The following is a 16,216-nucleotide window of genomic DNA, read 5'->3' as shown; positions in this document are numbered from 1 at the left end:
CGCTGGGCGCGCCGCCGCCGACGATCGGGCCCGGTTATGCCGCCAAGACGATCGAGTTGTGCGCGCCCGGCGACCCGATCTGCTCGGCGGGCGCCGACGGCGCCGCGCACGCCGCCTACGCGACGAACGGCATGACAGCGCTCGCGGCGGACTTCGCCGCCGAACGCGTCGTGGCACCCGAACCCGTTCCGGATCGGCCGCTGTGAGATCAGCGCTGCCGGACCCCGCGCATACCGACTGCATGTTGCGGGTAGTCAGCCGGGCATGACCCAGCGTGCCAGTGCGGCCATCCCGGTCGAGTCCGTCGAAGCCACGGCCTACTCGATTCCCACCGACGCCCCCGAATCCGACGGCACCTTCGCCTGGGATTCGACCACCTTGGTTCTGGTCACGGCGACCGCCGGCGGGCAGGTCGGCACCGGCTACACCTACGGCGGCACGGCGGTGGTCACGGTTGTCGAGTCCGAACTGGCCGGCGTCATCACGCAGCGCGACGCGCTGCAACCGCCGGCCCGCTGGGCCGAGATGCAGCACGCGGTGCGCAACCTGGGCAAGCCGGGTGTGGTCGCCGAGGCGATCTCGGCGGTCGACATCGCGCTGTGGGATCTGCGGTCGCGGCTGCTCGACGAACCGCTGACCATCGCACTGGGCGCGGTACACGACGGCACCCCGGTCTACGGCAGCGGTGGGTTCACCTCGTACGACAACGACGCGTTGTGCGCTCAGTTGTGCGGCTGGGTGGAAGCCGGGATCCCGCGGGTCAAGATGAAGGTGGGCCGCGACCCGGAGGCCGACCGCGACCGGGTGCGGGCCGCTCGCGCGGCGATCGGCGACGACACCTTGTTGTTCGTCGACGCGAACGGGGCCTACGCCCGCAAACAGGCGTTGCTGTGGGCGCAACGCTTCACCGAGTACGACGTGCGCTGGCTGGAAGAACCGGTGTCCTCCGACGACCTGGCGGGCCTGCACCAGTTGTGTGTCCAGGGCCCGGGCGGGATGGATATCGCCGCCGGCGAGTACGGCTACCACCTGCCGTATTTTCAGCACATGCTCGACGCGCAGGCGGTGGATTGCCTGCAGGCCGACGTCACCCGGGCGTTGGGCATCACCGGGGTGCTCAAAGTCGCCGCGCTGTGCGACGCCCGCGGCATGGAGCTGTCGTTGCACTGCGCCCCGCAGATCAGCGGCCAGGTCGGCACCGCCGTCTGGCAGCTGCGGCACCTGGAGTACTTCCACGATCACGTCCGCATCGAGAGGTTGGCATTCGACGGGACCATCGACCCGGGACCCGATGGCGTGCTGCGTCCGGACCGCAGTGCTCCCGGGCACGGGCTGACCGTCAAAGACGCCGACCTCGAACAGTTCCGCATCGCCTGATTCGGCGGAGTCGAGAGCTGCATGACTACCGGCCCCCGGCGGTGGGTATGCACCGCTGATGGCTGACGGGCAAGCGCTGCTGGAGCGGTTCCCGCCGCAGGTGCTGCGCCAGTACGCGCTGATCGCCGACGGGGAGCGCGGGATCGTGGTGGGCCCGCGCGGCGACTTCTGCTGGATGTGCCTGCCGCGCTGGGACAGCCCGGCGGTGTTCAGCTCACTTCTCGGCGGCGCCGGTGTCTACGCCGTCACCCCGGAGTTGCGCTACGTGTGGGGCGGCCAGTACGAGGAGCGGTCGCTGATCTGGCGGTCCCGCTGGGTCACCACCGACGGTATCGTCGAATGCCGCGAGGCGCTGGCCTTCCCCGGCGACCCGCACACCGCGGTGGTGCTGCGCCGCATCCGGGCACTGGACCGCCCGGTCCGGATGCAGGTGGCGCTGCAGGTTCGGACCGACTTCGGCGCCACCGCCATGTCGGGACTGTCCTGCCGCGACGCCGTGTGGACCGGCCGGTCGGGCCCGCTGCGATTCCGCTGGTCGGGTGCCGAGCAGGCCCGCCGGCCCGGCGACGGATCGCTGCAGATGGTGCTCGACGTCGAGCCGGGCCGCGACCACGACCTGGTGCTCGAGCTGTCCGACCGCGAACTGCCGGACCGGCCGGCCGACGCCGCGCAGGCCTGGCTCGCCACCGAAACTGCTTGGCGCGAAGCGGTTCCGGAGTTCACCGGCACGCTGGCCGACGCCGACGCTGAGCGGGCCTACGCGGTGCTGCGCGGCCTGACCAGCACCGGCGGCGGGATGGTGGCCGCGGCGACGATGTCGTTGCCGGAGCGGGCCAAGGCCGGCCGCAACTACGACTATCGCTACTGCTGGATCCGCGACCAGTGCTACACCGGGCAAGCGATCGCCGCCGCCGGCCCGCTCCCTCTGCTGGATGACGCCGTCCGGTTCGTCACCGAGCGGGTGCTGGCCGATGGACCCGACCTGCGACCGGCTTACTGCGTCGACGCGGGCGCACCACCGCCCGAAAAAGATCTGCCGCTGCCGGGCTACCCGGGCGCCGCGGTCAAAACCGGCAATTGGGTGCGCGGGCAGCTTCAGCTCGACAACTTCGGGGAGGCGCTGCTGCTGCTGGCCGCCGCGGCCGGGCTGGACCGGGTGGACAGCACCCATTGGGGCGCGGTGCATGTCCTGGTAGATGCGATCGAAAAACGTTGCGGCGACGCCGATGCGGGCGTCTGGGAGCTCGATGACCGGCGCTGGGCGCATTCCCGGCTGATGTGCGCGGCGGGGCTGCGCCGCATCGCCGGCGTGGCATCGCTGGCCGAGGGCGCACGATGGCAGCAACTGGCCGACAAGCTGGTCGCCGATACCAGCACCGACTGCCTGCACCGCGACGGCAGATGGCAACGCGCACCCGATGACGCGGGGATCGATGCGGCACTGCTGCTGCCTGGCCTGCGAGGAGCCGTACCCGTCGATGATCCCCGCACGGTGGCGACCCTGGCCGCGGTGCGCCATGACCTGACCCAGGACGGCTTCGTCTACCGCTACCGGCCCGACCAGCGCGAGCTCGGCCAGGCCGAGGGAGCGTTCCTGCTGTGCAACTTCGCGATGGCACTGGCAGATCACCAGCAGGGAAATGATCTTGCGGCGCTGCAGTGGTTCGAGCGCGGTCGCACCGCCTGCGGCCCGCCCGGCCTGCTCACCGAAGAGTACGACGTCGGCCAGCGCCAGTTGCGCGGCAACCTGCCGCAGGCGTTCACCCACGCGCTGCTGTTCGAGGCCGCGCACCTGCTGGCCGGCGACGTGATGGCTTGAGTGCCTACTTCAGTGACTGCCTGCGTTATGGCTTGAGCAGGATCTTCACCGCGCCCTCGCGCTTCTCCTGGAAGATCTGGTAGCCGCGCGGCGCCTCCTCCATCGGCAGCTCGTGGGTGGCGAAGGTGTCGACGCCCAGCGGGTCGGCGTCGGTGAGCAGCGGCATCAACCGGTCTACCCGCGGTTTGACGTTGGCCTGCCCCATCCGCAGCGTGATCTGCTTGTCGAACAGGGTGAACATCGGCAGCGGATCCAGCTTGCCGCCGTAGACGCCGATGATCGAGATGGTGCCGCCGCGGCGCACGATGTCGATCGCCGAGTACAGCGCGGCGAGCCGGTCGATGCCGGCCTTGCTGATCAGCGGCCCGGCGACCGCATCGGGCAGCAGCGAGCTGAGTTGCTGCACCGCCTTGGCGCCGCCGGAGCCGTGCGCCTCCATCCCGACGGCGTCGATCACCGCGTCGGTCCCCCGTCCGTCGGTGCGGTCGCGGATCACCTCGCCCAGATCGGATGCCTCACGCAGGTCGATGGTTTCGATGCCGCGGCGCGCCAGCCGGCCCAGCCGTTCTGGCACCAGATCCACACCGATCACCCTGTGCCCCTGGTGCGCGGCGATGCGGGCCGCCATGTCGCCGATCGGCCCAAGCCCCAGCACCGTCACCGAGCCGCCCTCGGGAATCTCGGCGTAGTCGACCGCCTGCATCGCGGTGGGCAGCACATCGGACAGGTATACAAACCGCGAATCCGGGGGCCCCTCCGGCACTTTGATGTGGGTGTAGGACGCCTGCGGCACCCGCAGGTACTGCGCCTGCCCGCCGGGAACCTGGCCGTAGAGCTTGGAGTAGCCGAACAGGGCGGCACCGGTGTCCTGCTCGCGCACCCGGGTGGTGTCGCATTGGGTCGGCAGGTCGCGACGACACATACTGCAATGCCCGCAGGCAATCTGGAACGGGATGACCACGCGATCGCCGGCCTTGAGGTTGGTGACCGCGCTGCCGACCTCGGCCACGATGCCCATCGGTTCGTGACCCAGGATGTCGCCCGGGTCCATGAACGCGCCGAGCACCTCGTAGAGGTGCAGGTCGGAGCCGCAGATGTTGGTGGTCGTCACCTCGATGACGGCGTCGGTCGATTTCTCGATCACCGGGTCGGGCACGGTGTCGACCTGGACCTTGCGTCTGCCCTGCCATGTCACTGCCCGCATTCGGATCGCCTCCGTCATGTCGTGAGAACACCGCCCGGCTACCCGCCCGCGCCTTGGCACAAACGCGTAGTTGTCGTCGGGCGAGCAGGGTTGCGGGGCGCTTCATCCGGGTACGCCGCGGAAACACAGATCGACCACTGCGCGAGGGAGTCCCCATGTTCGTTCACAACAAAGAGCTGCAGTTCGACGTCCGGGTCGAGCGGCCCGATCCGCGGTTCGCGATGCTGCTGCAGGAACAGTTCGGCGGAGAGAACGGCGAACTGAAGGCCGCGATGCAGTACTTCACCCAAGCGTTCGTCCTGCGCCGCAAAAACCCCAAGATGTACGACATGTTCATGGACATCGCAACCGAGGAGTTCACCCATTTGGAGATGGTGGGCAACCTGATCACCATGCTGCTCGACGGGCTCAACGACAACCTGAAGAACGCCAACGAGCGCTACCGCTCTCTACAAAGTGCAGCGGGTTGACCGCGACCTGGTGAATGAGAGACCAGCCGCGGGCCCTGGAACCAGGGCCAGGGGCCGTGGCCGAACGGCATGGAGTGGGAGTACGTGAAGAACCCGACCAAGGACTGGCTGGGCGGCTCCACCCGGGAGAACCGCGGACCGCGGGACAACCCCGACGGCAGCCCCGCGGTAGCCGGCGAGAAACCGTTCACCCACGAACAACACCGTGCCACAACATAACCGGGGCACCTTGCTGCTGGAATCGCCCACCCGCGTGGGCGTTCCAGCGCTCGGTCGATGGTGGTTTCGACCCGAATCAATGTGATTGCGGGTTGCCCTGGGCGCATTTCGGGTAAGCCCCACCGATGAAAGAAGCGGTAACGAACCGTCCGATCACAAGACCTCGTTGGAGGACACCGTCGACCGACTCGACGCGAAAGCCGCCGAGGAATTCGAATCCGACGCCAGGGAAACCCCCAAACGCGGATCGCCGGACGAGCCACCGGATTAGGCGCTCGATGCCGACCGCCGGTCAGCTCGTCGGCGCGTCCGGCGGGTTGTCGGCAGCCCGGCCGCTCAGCCGGTCGCGCACATGGTCGACGGCAGCAGCGGCCACCCCCAAGGTGTTCTGGGCCAGCCCGCCCGACGGGGCATTGGGGTGCGGCCGCGTCGGCGCGACCTTCTTGGCGGTCTGCAGTTTGCCGCCCAACTGCTCGCGGTCTCCGGCGCTGACCGCCGCTTTGAACCGCGGCCACACCAGATTCTCCTCGTAATCGATGTGTTCGCGGGCCGCCGTGATGAATTCGGCCAGCGCGCGGTGATATTCGGGTTCACCGGGACCGCCGTCTTCTAGCTGCTGCAGCAGCGCCTTGCCGGCCTCCTCCTGCGCGATGGCGTGGTCGGCCAACTGGTCGCCGTCGTCGAGCGCCGCTCGCACCGCAGGCCAGAACAGTTGTTCCTCGATGGCCTCGTGCTGCGACTCGGCGATCACCAGGTTGGTGACCATGGTCGCCAGGCCGCTCTGGTGCGCGCCTTCGCCCTGTGGCGCGCCGTCAAGCACCTGCAGCATGCCCAGCACGCTTTCGTGGTCGGCACGAAGAAAGGTCAATGCGTCCATGGGTTTTCCCTCCCGGCGATTCCTGGTCCGGTCGACGGCATACCCGCCTCGACCCGGCCGAAACCACTGCTGGTGACGTCGGCACGTTTCGCCGACGCCCTATCGGGTAACTGATCGGCTATGACGTCATTGTGGCTCGCCGATCGGATCGCGACATCACCGGCTTCGGGCAGCGCCGAAGATCTCCCCGGTTGCGCCGACGTGGTGGTGGCGGGTGCCGGGATCACCGGGCTGATGACCGCGGTTCTACTGGCCCGGGCGGGCCGTGAGGTGCTGGTGCTGGAAGCCCGGACCGTGGGTGCCTGCGCGACCGGCAACACCACCGCCAAAATCAGCCTGCTGCAGGCCACCCAGCTGTCGGCGATCTCGGCCAAGCAGGGCAAGCAGCTGGCCGCTGCCTATCTGGAGGGCAACCGCGCCGGCCAGGACTGGATCCTGTCCTTCTGCGCGTCGACGGGGGTCGCGGTGCAGCGTGAGGACGCCTACAGTTTCGCCCAGTCCGAACGCGGGGTGGCGGCGGCGCGCGCCGAGTATGAGGCCTGCCGCGCGGTCGATCTACCGGTGACCTGGGAGGCGCAGGCCGAGGTGCCGTTTCCGTATCACGGCGGGGTACGGCTAGCAGGGCAGGCGCAGTTCGATCCGATGCAGTTCTTGGACGCGCTGCGCGCCGAACTGCTGGCCGCCGGCGGCCAGCTGGTGGAACACACTCGGGTGCAACGGGTTTCCAGCGGAAGCGACGGCCTGCGACTCGATGTCGACGGCCCGCAGGGCCAGGCCGAACTGCGGGCCGCCCAGCTGGTGCTGGCCACCGGGATCCCGATTCTGGACCGCGGCGGCTACTTCGCCCGGGTCAAACCCAGCCGGTCATACTGCATGGCGTTCGAGGTGCCCGGTGAGATCACCCGCCCGATGATGATCTCCACCGATTCACCGACACGCTCGCTGCGTTACGCCCCGATCACCGGCGGCGAGCGCCTGCTGGTCGGCGGGGCGGGCCACACCGTCGGCCGCGCCAGATATCCCAGTGACGGACTGGCCGAGCTCGAGTCATGGACGCTCCGGCATTTCCCGGGCGCAACCCGCACGCACCTGTGGTCGGCGCAGGACTACGCGCCCATCGACGAGCTGCCCTATGTCGGTCCGATTCTTCCCGACAGCAACACCATCTACGTGGCAACGGGTTTCAACAAATGGGGCATGACCAACGGGGCGGCCGCCGCGCTGGTGTTGTCGGGCCGGCTGCTCGGGCAACGACCGGCCTGGGACCGGGCGTTCGCGAGTTGGAGCGCCCGCGAGCTACGCGGGCTGTCCACCGCCGTGGCGGCGAATCTCGAAGTCGGCTTCAATCTGGCGAAAGGCTGGATCACCCCGACGGCCCGCATCGGCCGGCACGGCCTGGGCGACGACGCCGCCGGCGTGGTCAGCGGACCGCCGTGGCACCTGCAGGCCCACTGCCGGGTGGACGGCGTCGAGCACCGCGTCTCGCCGGTCTGCCCGCACCTCGGCGGCATCGTCACCTGGAACGACGCCGATCGGGCGTGGGAGTGTCCGCTGCACGGGTCGCGCTTCGCTCCCGACGGCACGCTGCTGGAGGGCCCCGCCACCCGCGGCCTGACCGCCGGCAGCTGAGGTTCGCCCCCCGCGAGGGCGGGTAACCGTCCGCTGGGCGGTGAACGACGGCGGCACAACGATGGGATGAGCGGTGTGCATCATCGACCATGACATGCGCCTGATCGTGGCGAGCGCCAAGCTGGCATTCGTGGCCACCGTCTGCGAAGACGGCTCGCCCAACCTGTCACCGAAGGAGTCGTTGCTGGTCTACGGCGACGAGCATCTGGCGTTCATGCACATGGCGTCGCCGACCACGGTGGCCGACCTGCGCCGCGATCCGCGCATCGAGGTCAACGTGGTGGATTTTCTGCGTCGTCGCGGCTACCGCTTCAAGGGCACGGCGCAGCTGCGCCAGCCCGGTGACGAGGTCTACGAATGGCTGCGGCAGTGGGTGACCCGGACCCAGGGATCGCAGTTCCCCTGCCGCGAGGCGGTGCTGATCCGCGTCGAACGGGCGCTGCCGATCGCTTCACCGGCCTACATGTTCGGCGGCGCGCACGAATCCGAGCTGGTTGGCGCCTGGTCAAAGATCTACGGGCTGCGATGACATGCGTTTCCGGCGCGATGCCACCGGGTACTGCGCAGTGATGGGCTTCGACGTCGCTCAAGTGCAGAGCTGCCTTGCCGGTTTCGACTATCCGGGCACCGCGGAGCAGCTCGCCGACCACGCCCGGGACAACGGCGCCGAGCCGCAGCTGGTCGACACGCTGCGGGCGTTGAAGAAGGACAGCTTCGACGGCCCGGACGCGGTGATGTCATCGCTGACCGCCCAGAACGCGCTGGGCGGCTGAGGCGGGAACCGGCCGGCTACTCCAGCTGGTCGCGCAGTTTGCTCAAGGACTTGGCCAGCAGCCGCGACACGTGCATCTGCGAGATGCCGACCCGTTCGGCGATCTGCGTCTGGGTCATCGATTCGAAGAACCGAAGCACCAGCACGGTGCGTTCCCGTTCGGGAAGCGCCTCGAGCAGGGGCCGCAACGCCTCGCGGTCCTCGATCCGGTCCATCCCGGCGTCGATATCGCCGAGGGTGTCGGCGATCGAGCGGACGTCGTCCTCGTCGGAGCTGCCGCCGCTGTCGATGGACAACGTGTTGTAGGAACTGCCCGCCACCAGTCCTTCGACGACCTCCTCGCGGCTCATCTCCAACTCGCGGGCCAGTTCGGAGGCGGTCGGTGCCCGGCCCAGGCGTTGCGAGAGGTCGGCGGTGGCCGATCCGAGGCGCAGGTGCAGCTCTTTGAGCCGGCGAGGCACCTTGACCGACCAGCTGTTATCCCGGAAATGCCGGCGGACTTCGCCCATGATGGTGGGGACCGCGAAAGAAACGAAATCCGAACCGGTTTCGACGTCGAAGCGCGTCACGGCGTTGACGAGGCCCACCCGCGCGACCTGGACCAAGTCGTCCCGCAGTTCGCCGCGCCCCTCGAACCGGCGGGCGATGTGGTCGGCCAGCGGCAGGCACCGCTCCACGATCTTGTCTTTGCGGTTCCGGAAATCAGGGGAACCCGATTCGTATTGGGCGAGCTCGCGGAACATGTCGCCGACGTCGGCATACTCCGATCCTGACTGCGAGCCGCTCTTGGCGGCGCCCCGGGTCACTGCCTGGATTCCGCCCGCCGGGTCGTCAAGGCAACGCCGAACACATCACCGGCGCTACCGGGTTCCTGGCCGTCATGGAAGGTCTGCACGTCGTCGACGAGCGAGGTGAGCACGTGCCAGCTGAAGCTGCCCGGCGTCAGCACCTCGCCGCCGGTGCCGGCGGCCGACGCCACGATCGTCACGTCGTCGTCTTTCGGGTCGATGACCACCCGCAGCGTGGCGTCCGGGGCGGCGCAGCGGATCAGCTGGGTACACAGCTCGTCGATCGCGAGCCGCAGATCGGCCACCGTATCGACGTCGAGATCCTCGAACGTCGCGATGGCGCCGACCACCATGCGCACCACGGCGAGGCTCTCCAGCCTGGGCGCCACCCGCAACTCGACGGCTCGCTCGCTGCACGACCGCAAGGTCGGGTCGCTGTGGATGTCGGTCATTGAGCCTCCCGGCGATGTCGGACCGAGACTACCGCTACCCGCCGACGGACTGTTCACGTCGTCAAATCCGCATGGTCGGCCGCCCGGAGGTTGGTCACGGGAACCCTGTACCCGATCTGCCGGCGCTCCAACCATGCGGATCCTGGAACACCGGGTCGACGACGGCCCGACCGGATAACCGGTCGGGCCGTGGTTTCTGCTAGCTCAACCGGTCGAATGCTGCCGCTGCAACTCGGGGTGGGCCAGCTGCCACTGCTGGTTCACCCGCCTGATCCGCCGGTGTTCCATCAGCAGCCACAGCGCCCCCAGGCCGGCGGCGAACACCGCGAGGGCGGCGACCGCCACGCCTTGCCGGTCGTGGCCGGTGGCGAACGCGGTCAGACAGCCGATCCCGGCGACCATGCCCAGCACCAGCAGGCTGTAACCGGGCCAACCCATGACGTCGATCACAGCACGGCCGGCGTGCGGCCGGGTCGTCCGGACATGGTCAACGGGGTCATGAAACGTATCGCCCATCGCTTCTTCCTTTCGTGAATGGTCCGCCCATCCGGAGGCCGCCTGGCCGAGCCCCCATTCGTGATGAACCCCGTGTGGTGAACCCGTCCGCAACCGAAAACTATCGTAAGCCGATGTGATCTAAATAACGCTCGACTTTCAGAAATCTCACAGCCACCCGGCAGCCATGCCGCGGGACTCCGGCCTGATCAGCGCATACCGCTGATCGGCCCCGCGCTCATAATCAGTACGAGAAGCATCAACGACATCAAAAACCAGCCGGCGCCCTGCCAACCCCACCAGGTGCCCCGAGCGCGCCACACTCGGTAGGTGCGCAGAAAAGCGCGCAGTCCACCGGCCGCGAAGACCACCGGTGACGCCGCGGCGAGCACGGCTCGGTACGGCCGTCCGCACGCCACCGTCTCGACCGTCCCTGCGCTCGCATCACAGGAGCTGCCCCACCATGCCGCCAGCAAGACGACCGCCACGCCGATCGCGGTGATCACGCCGGCGAACCTGACGGCCGAGCGAACCTCCGCGTCCTCCTGGCCCAGCCGGTCGCCACCGGGGCGCGGTCGCATGGAGCGTTCCATGTTTCCCACCGTCCGCGCTTATCGGCTCTGCGTCAAGGTGATTCGACGTTTGAGCGAGCGAGCCGCCGGGAAGCCTTGCAGGTGTGGCGGGCCGACGGAGCACACGGGCCCGTCACATCCACGAAATCCAGGGAGGGATTTATGTCGGACCAAGAGAAGAGCGGGCCCGAAGAGGGCTTCCGCGGCGCCGTTGAGGGCGTCAAGGGCAAGGCCAAGGAAGCCGTCGGAACCGTGACCGGTAACGACGAGCTGGCCCGCGAGGGCAAGGCACAGCAGGACAAGGGCGAAGCGCAGCGCGACGCCGCCAAACGCGAAGCCGAGGCCGAATCGGCCCGTGCCGGAGCGAAGGCGGCCGAGGCCCGCGAACAGTCCCACCAGTAGCCCGATTGAAGGCAGGCCCGGCCCGCTACGGCAGGCCGGGCCTGTCGCTGTGCGGTTACTCACGCCCAGGAGCGGGTAATAGCGCATGGAACGGCCTTGAAGAGCACTCGAGGGCGCGACATCGGAGGGTTGGAGTCAGCGATGGAGATTCTGTTACTGACCGACCGGGACGAGTTCGAACAGACCCTGTCGGCCTTACGCGTCTTCGGGCATTCGGTCGGCCGCGCGCCGCTCGCGGTGAGCCGGGCGGACTGCCACGGCGCCGCAGCCGTGCTGGTGGACGGCTGCACCGAGCTGGCGGCCGCACGCGAGACCTGCCGGCGGCTGTGCGGCTGGGCGCCGTCGGCCGCCGTGCTGGCCGTGGTGGCCGCGGAAGATTTCGTCGCCGTCGACATCGACTGGCAGGTCGACGACGTGCTGGTCGCAACGGCCGGACCGGCCGAGGCACATGCCCGGCTGCGGCTGGCGCTGGCGCGCCGACGTGAATCCGAGCACAGCGCAGTCCAATTCGGTGATCTGATCATCCGCCCTGACAGCTACACCGCGGAGTTATCCGGGCGCGAACTCGACCTCACCCTCACCGAGTTCAAGCTGCTGAACTATCTGGTCCGGCATGCCGGTCACGCGTTCACCCGCACCAGGCTGCTGCACGAGGTGTGGGGCGGTGAGGGCAGCCGGCGCAAGGTCGACGTGCACGTGCAGCGGCTGCGCGCCAAACTCGGCGCCGACCACGAGTCGATCGTCGACACCGTTCGCGGCGTCGGCTACATGACGCCGGAATCACCGCAACCGCAATGGGCCATCGCCAACTGAAGCCAACTGAAGCCGACCTGCCCAACCGAATCTGACTGCCAACTGAATCTGACTGGGAGAGCGCCGAGCACATGACCGATCGACCCGACATCGATCCCGCCACCGACACCAGCGACGACGACACCTTGCCGCCGAGCGAGGCCACCGATTCCGACGAGCTGCGCAACGACGACGGCGATGCGACCGTGACCCCGCCGGATAGCTGGCAACCGGTCGGTGACGCGACCGACGAGTCGCTGGACGACAAACTGGCCGCCGAGCGTCCCGATGCCGGACTCGAACCAGACCCCGACGAAGCCGGCCAGGCCGTGACCGCTGGCCGGCACCGTGCTCAGGTCTCCGGCAGCCCCGAAGACGGCGACTCGTTCTACAACGTCGAAGAGTGAAAGTCGAAGAGTGACCCGGGCTCAGTAGTAGTCGCAGCCGTTGGCCAGCGGACTGAACAGCGCGACGTACTCGGGTGCTTCGGGCCGCTGCTGCGCCTGCTCGACCAGCTGCTGACGCTGCGGCGGCGGCGCGGCCAGGAAGTTCTGCAGCCAGGCCTGGGCGGCCGGGGTCGCGTTGAACTGCTCGGCGACGCCCGGTGATTGATCGTTCATCGCCGCCACCACCTGCGAGTAGCTGCAGGTGGTGTCGACTGCCGCGCCCGGATCGGCGGCCGCCGCGGGGAGCCAGGCGATCAGCGCCAGCGCGGCGCAGGCGCCCGAAACCGCTGCCCGCATCGGCCAGGTCCGGCTATCCGGCAACAGTGGGCCTGAAACGCTCATGCGTCGTCGCTGCGGGCTTCGGCGCCGGTTTCGCCGACGTCCAATGCGTCATCCGGGCTGATCCGCCCCACATGGGTGCCGTCTTCGTCTTTGCCGGCACGTGATCCCGTCCGGTAGGCATCGGGTTCAGCGTCCGACTCCGCTTCCTGGCCCTTGCGCAAACCCATCCCCGACCTCCGATGTTCGCTGTCCGCTACCTGCTGCGCCGCGTACCCAACACGAAACTGCGGTAATCATTCGGCGTCGGAAACCGCAGCCCCGGCCGGGAAAATCGCATCCCGGTCAGAAGACCGCGTGCAGGACCACCAGGTCGGCCGCCAGCAGCGCCCAGCCGCACGCCCAGACCGCGATCCCGCTCCGGCGCGTCGCGAAGAAGAAGGCCAGGAACAAGGTCAGCGCCGCAACGGCCGCCGCACCGTGGTAGAGCACGCCGAACAGCGACCCGTTCGGCTGCAGGCCCGGGCAGGCCGCGGTGCTGCACAGCGCGGTGCCGGCCACCGCGGCCGGCGCGTAATCCATCAGCAGCACGGCGGCCGGTGCCGTCAGCAGCGACAACGTCCAGTTGATCCAGGTCCAGTCGCGCGGTGGCGCCTCCGGCGTCCGCGGGGCGGGTGCCGCATCGGCGAAGATCGGCCGCACCGCTCGCGTCCTGTGGTCCAGAATGGTCATGCCCGGCCCCCCTGTCACTGCCACGGCCTGTCACTGCCACGGCCTGTCACTGCCACGGCCCTGTCACTGCCACGGCCCGCGGATACCCGCTGCTGAGCACGGCAAAACCAGCCCAGCGGGCAGCACCGCCCCGAAGTTGGCACCATGGCGGGGTGAGCCGAGAAACCCCAGCCGCGCTGGCCCGGTTCTCGGCGCTGACCCGGGACTGGTTCAGCGGCACGTTCACCGCGCCGACCGAGGCGCAGCAGCAGGCCTGGTCGGCCATCGCCGACGGCCACCACACCCTGGTGGTGGCACCCACCGGTTCGGGCAAGACCCTGGCAGCGTTCCTGTGGGCGCTGGACCGGCTGGCGGCCGAGCCGGGCCCGAAAGCTGCGGGCACCCGGGTGCTCTACGTCTCGCCGCTCAAGGCGCTGGCCGTCGACGTCGAACGCAACCTGCGCACCCCGCTGGCCGGCATCGGCCGCATCGCCGCGCACCGCGGCCTGCCGGCGCCGGCCATCACCGTCGGGGTCCGCTCCGGCGACACGTCGGCGGCCCGGCGCCGCGAGCTCGTCACCAAGCCCCCCGACATCCTGATCACCACCCCGGAGTCACTGTTCCTCATGCTGACCTCGGCGGCGCGCGAAGCGCTGACCGGGGTGCAGACGGTGATCGTCGACGAGGTGCACGCGGTGGCCGGTACCAAGCGCGGCAGTCACCTGGCACTGTCGCTGGAGCGCCTCGATGCGATGTTGGCCTCCCCGGCGCAGCGGATCGGGCTCAGCGCCACCGTGCGGCCCGCCGAAGAGGTCGCCCGGTTCCTGTCCGGCCAGTCCCCGACGCGGATCGTGGCGCCGCCGGCCGCCAAGACATTCGAACTGACCGTGCAGGTTCCGGTGCCGGATATGGCCAGCCCCGCCGAGGGCACCATCTGGCCGCAGGTGGAGGAACGCATCGTCGACCTGATCGAGGCCCATTGCTCCTCGATCGTGTTCGCCAACTCGCGCCGGCTGGCCGAGCGACTGACCCAGCGGCTCAACGAGATCCACGCCGAGCGATGCGACGATGACGACACCGCGCAGGCACCGCTGGCGCGGGCCCACCACGGGTCGGTGTCCAAGGAGACCCGCGCCGCGGTCGAGGAGGACCTGAAGAGCGGGCGGCTGCGTGCGGTGGTCGCGACCTCGAGCCTGGAGCTGGGCATCGACATGGGTGCGGTCGACCTGGTCGTCCAGATCGAGGCGCCGCCGTCGGTGGCCAGCGGCCTGCAGCGCATCGGGCGGGCGGGTCATCAGGTCGGCGAGGTCTCGGCCGGCGTGCTGATCCCCAAGCACCGCACCGATCTGATCGGCTGTGCGGTCTCAGTGCAGCGGATGCTGGCGGGTCAGATCGAAACGCTGACGGTGCCGGCCAATCCGCTGGACATCCTGGCCCAGCACACGGTGGCCGCGGCGGCGCTGGAGCCGCTGGACGCCGAGGCATGGTTCGACACGGTGCGCCGGGCCGCACCGTTCGCAACGTTGCCCCGCAGCGTGTTCGAGGCGACCCTGGACCTGCTGTCGGGCAAATACCCGTCGACCGAGTTCGCCGAGCTGCGGCCGCGGCTGGTCTATGACCGCGACACCGGCACCCTGACCGGCCGGCCCGGCGCCCAACGGCTGGCCGTCACCTCCGGTGGCGCCATCCCGGATCGCGGCCTGTTCGCGGTGTACCTGGCCGGTGCCCCGAAGCCGTCCCGGGTCGGTGAACTCGACGAGGAGATGGTCTACGAATCGCGGCCCGGCGACGTGATCTCCCTGGGCGCCACCAGCTGGCGCATCACCGAGATCAGCCACGACCGGGTGCTGGTGGTCCCGGCTCCCGGACAGCCCGGCCGGCTGCCGTTCTGGCACGGCGACGGCGTCGGGCGACCGGCCGAGCTCGGCGCCGCGCTGGGCGAGTTCACCGGCGAGCTGGCCGGGCTCGATCGTGCCGCCCTCGACAAACGTTGCGCGGATTTGGGTTTCGATGACTACGCGGCCGACAATCTGTGGCGGCTGCTCGACGACCAGCGCACCGCCACCTCGACGGTGCCCACCGACACCACGCTGGTGGTGGAACGCTTCCGCGACGAGCTGGGCGACTGGCGGGTGGTGCTGCACTCCCCCTACGGACTGCGGGTGCACGGCCCGCTGGCGCTGGCGGTGGGCCGGCGGCTGCACGAACGCTTTGGCATCGACGAGAAGCCGACCGCTTCCGACGACGGCATCGTGGTGCGGCTGCCCGACACCGACTCCGGTGCCGAAGCCCCCGGCGCGGAACTGTTCGTGTTCGACGCCGATGAGATCGAGCCCATCGTCACCGCCGAGGTGGGCGGCTCGGCGTTGTTCGCCTCCCGGTTCCGGGAGTGCGCGGCACGGGCGTTGCTGTTGCCGCGCCGGCATCCGGGCCGGCGCACCCCGCTGTGGCAGCAACGGCAGCGGGCCGCCCAACTGCTCGATGTGGCACGCCGATACCCGGCGTTCCCGATCGTGCTGGAGACCGTGCGGGAGTGCCTGCAGGACGTCTACGACGTCCCGGCGCTGACGGAGTTGATGGCGCGGATCGCGCAGCGCCGGGTGCGCGTGGTGCAGGTCGAGACCGCCACCCCGTCGCCGTTCGCGGCGTCGTTGCTGTTCGGCTACGTCGGCGCCTTCATGTACGAAGGCGACAGCCCGCTGGCCGAGCGCCGCGCGGCGGCACTGTCGCTGGATCCCACCCTGCTGGCGCAGCTGCTGGGCCGGGTGGAGTTGCGCGAGCTGCTCGACCCCGACGTCGTCGCCGCCGTCGCCGCCGAGTTGCAGCACCTGACCCCGGAGAAGGCCGCCCGCGACGCCGAGGGGGTCGCGGACCTGTTGCGGCTGCTGGGCCCGCTCACCGGCGACGAGATC

General features: G+C 69.4%; 19 protein-coding genes and 1 pseudogene. 11 read left to right on the top strand and 9 right to left on the bottom strand.

Annotated elements, in window-relative coordinates:
• From DQP56_RS17120 to DQP56_RS17110, 3 genes are all read left to right on the top strand, one after another.
• Positions 1-206 (top strand): cutinase family protein (locus DQP56_RS17120; protein WP_114475776.1); only part of this gene is annotated, 206 nt, incomplete at its 5' end.
• A gap of 58 nt (positions 207-264) precedes the next feature.
• Positions 265-1,377, top strand: a complete 1,113-nt coding sequence (locus DQP56_RS17115) for an enolase C-terminal domain-like protein (protein ID WP_112687406.1) — start codon at positions 265-267, stop codon at positions 1,375-1,377.
• A gap of 58 nt (positions 1,378-1,435) precedes the next feature.
• On the top strand, positions 1,436-3,196 hold the full coding sequence (locus DQP56_RS17110; RefSeq protein ID WP_112687404.1) for a glycoside hydrolase family 15 protein: 1,761 nt from the start codon (positions 1,436-1,438) through the stop codon (positions 3,194-3,196).
• 25 nt (positions 3,197-3,221) lie between these two features.
• Here DQP56_RS17110 and DQP56_RS17105 read toward each other — a convergent pair whose 3' ends face one another.
• A complete protein-coding gene (locus tag DQP56_RS17105) occupies positions 3,222-4,400 on the bottom strand; it encodes an alcohol dehydrogenase catalytic domain-containing protein (RefSeq protein WP_112687402.1) in 1,179 nt (392 codons plus the stop codon).
• A gap of 155 nt (positions 4,401-4,555) precedes the next feature.
• On the opposite strand from DQP56_RS17105, the pseudogene DQP56_RS17100 reads away from it, so the two are divergent.
• Positions 4,556-5,089: pseudogene (locus tag DQP56_RS17100) on the top strand (manganese catalase family protein).
• A 292-nt stretch (positions 5,090-5,381) separates the two neighbouring features.
• Here the strand turns inward: DQP56_RS17100 and DQP56_RS17090 are convergent.
• Positions 5,382-5,966: a hemerythrin domain-containing protein gene (locus DQP56_RS17090; protein WP_112687398.1), complete on the bottom strand. Its 585-nt coding sequence runs from the start codon at positions 5,964-5,966 to the stop codon at positions 5,382-5,384.
• A gap of 120 nt (positions 5,967-6,086) precedes the next feature.
• Here DQP56_RS17090 and DQP56_RS17085 point away from each other — a divergent pair, with 120 nt between their 5' ends.
• The 3 genes from DQP56_RS17085 to DQP56_RS17075 all read left to right on the top strand — a co-directional run bounded on the left by DQP56_RS17085 (position 6,087) and on the right by DQP56_RS17075 (position 8,368).
• Entirely contained in the window at positions 6,087-7,595 is a 1,509-nt protein-coding gene (locus tag DQP56_RS17085) for an FAD-dependent oxidoreductase (protein ID WP_112687396.1), read from the top strand.
• A 73-nt stretch (positions 7,596-7,668) separates the two neighbouring features.
• Positions 7,669-8,124, top strand: coding sequence for a pyridoxamine 5'-phosphate oxidase family protein (locus DQP56_RS17080; protein WP_112687394.1), 456 nt, complete (start codon positions 7,669-7,671; stop codon positions 8,122-8,124).
• 1 nt (position 8,125) lies between these two features.
• Positions 8,126-8,368, top strand: a complete 243-nt coding sequence (locus tag DQP56_RS17075; protein ID WP_234825710.1) for a DUF2795 domain-containing protein — start codon at positions 8,126-8,128, stop codon at positions 8,366-8,368.
• A gap of 16 nt (positions 8,369-8,384) precedes the next feature.
• Here DQP56_RS17075 and DQP56_RS17070 read toward each other — a convergent pair whose 3' ends face one another.
• The 4 genes from DQP56_RS17070 to DQP56_RS17055 all read right to left on the bottom strand — a co-directional run bounded on the left by DQP56_RS17070 (position 8,385) and on the right by DQP56_RS17055 (position 10,683).
• Positions 8,385-9,173 (bottom strand): RNA polymerase sigma factor SigF, encoded by a 789-nt coding sequence (locus tag DQP56_RS17070; RefSeq protein ID WP_112687392.1) that lies wholly within the window; start codon positions 9,171-9,173, stop codon positions 8,385-8,387.
• Positions 9,170-9,607, bottom strand: coding sequence for an ATP-binding protein (locus DQP56_RS17065; RefSeq protein WP_112687390.1), 438 nt, complete (start codon positions 9,605-9,607; stop codon positions 9,170-9,172). The genes DQP56_RS17070 and DQP56_RS17065 overlap by 4 nt, the downstream gene beginning before the upstream one ends.
• A 204-nt stretch (positions 9,608-9,811) precedes the next feature.
• Positions 9,812-10,123, bottom strand: coding sequence for a protein UsfY (gene usfY, locus DQP56_RS17060; RefSeq protein ID WP_112687388.1), 312 nt, complete (start codon positions 10,121-10,123; stop codon positions 9,812-9,814).
• Positions 10,124-10,311: 188 nt separating this feature from the next.
• On the bottom strand, positions 10,312-10,683 hold the full coding sequence (locus DQP56_RS17055; RefSeq protein WP_435673876.1) for a hypothetical protein: 372 nt from the start codon (positions 10,681-10,683) through the stop codon (positions 10,312-10,314).
• Between the two features lie 153 nt (positions 10,684-10,836).
• On the opposite strand from DQP56_RS17055, the gene mbp1 reads away from it, so the two are divergent.
• The 3 genes from mbp1 to DQP56_RS17040 all read left to right on the top strand — a co-directional run bounded on the left by mbp1 (position 10,837) and on the right by DQP56_RS17040 (position 12,275).
• The gene (gene mbp1 / locus DQP56_RS17050) at positions 10,837-11,076 is read left to right on the top strand and encodes a microaggregate-binding protein 1 (RefSeq protein WP_112687384.1); all 240 of its coding nucleotides are present in this window, start codon (positions 10,837-10,839) and stop codon (positions 11,074-11,076) included.
• Between the two features lie 141 nt (positions 11,077-11,217).
• The gene (locus tag DQP56_RS17045; protein WP_112687382.1) at positions 11,218-11,889 is read left to right on the top strand and encodes a winged helix-turn-helix domain-containing protein; all 672 of its coding nucleotides are present in this window, start codon (positions 11,218-11,220) and stop codon (positions 11,887-11,889) included.
• A gap of 71 nt (positions 11,890-11,960) precedes the next feature.
• Positions 11,961-12,275, top strand: a complete 315-nt coding sequence (locus DQP56_RS17040; RefSeq protein ID WP_112687380.1) for a hypothetical protein — start codon at positions 11,961-11,963, stop codon at positions 12,273-12,275.
• Positions 12,276-12,296: 21 nt separating this feature from the next.
• On the opposite strand, the gene DQP56_RS17035 is transcribed toward DQP56_RS17040, so the two are convergent.
• The 3 genes from DQP56_RS17035 to DQP56_RS17030 all read right to left on the bottom strand — a co-directional run bounded on the left by DQP56_RS17035 (position 12,297) and on the right by DQP56_RS17030 (position 13,325).
• On the bottom strand, positions 12,297-12,656 hold the full coding sequence (locus tag DQP56_RS17035; protein WP_435673875.1) for a hemophore-related protein: 360 nt from the start codon (positions 12,654-12,656) through the stop codon (positions 12,297-12,299).
• A complete protein-coding gene (locus DQP56_RS24780) occupies positions 12,653-12,823 on the bottom strand; it encodes a hypothetical protein (RefSeq protein WP_165825049.1) in 171 nt (56 codons plus the stop codon). The genes DQP56_RS17035 and DQP56_RS24780 overlap by 4 nt, the downstream gene beginning before the upstream one ends.
• A gap of 115 nt (positions 12,824-12,938) precedes the next feature.
• Positions 12,939-13,325 carry a hypothetical protein gene (locus tag DQP56_RS17030; RefSeq protein WP_112687376.1) on the bottom strand — a complete coding sequence of 129 codons (387 nt, stop codon included), beginning with the start codon at positions 13,323-13,325 and terminating at the stop codon, positions 12,939-12,941.
• A gap of 152 nt (positions 13,326-13,477) precedes the next feature.
• Here DQP56_RS17030 and DQP56_RS17025 point away from each other — a divergent pair.
• Positions 13,478-16,216 (top strand): DEAD/DEAH box helicase (locus tag DQP56_RS17025; protein WP_133258953.1); only part of this gene is annotated, 2,739 nt, incomplete at its 3' end.

The organism is Mycolicibacter senuensis (assembly GCF_003284925.1).
Taxonomy (GTDB): domain Bacteria; phylum Actinomycetota; class Actinomycetes; order Mycobacteriales; family Mycobacteriaceae; genus Mycobacterium; species Mycobacterium algericum_A.
This window is presented reverse-complemented; position numbering and strand designations above follow the sequence as displayed.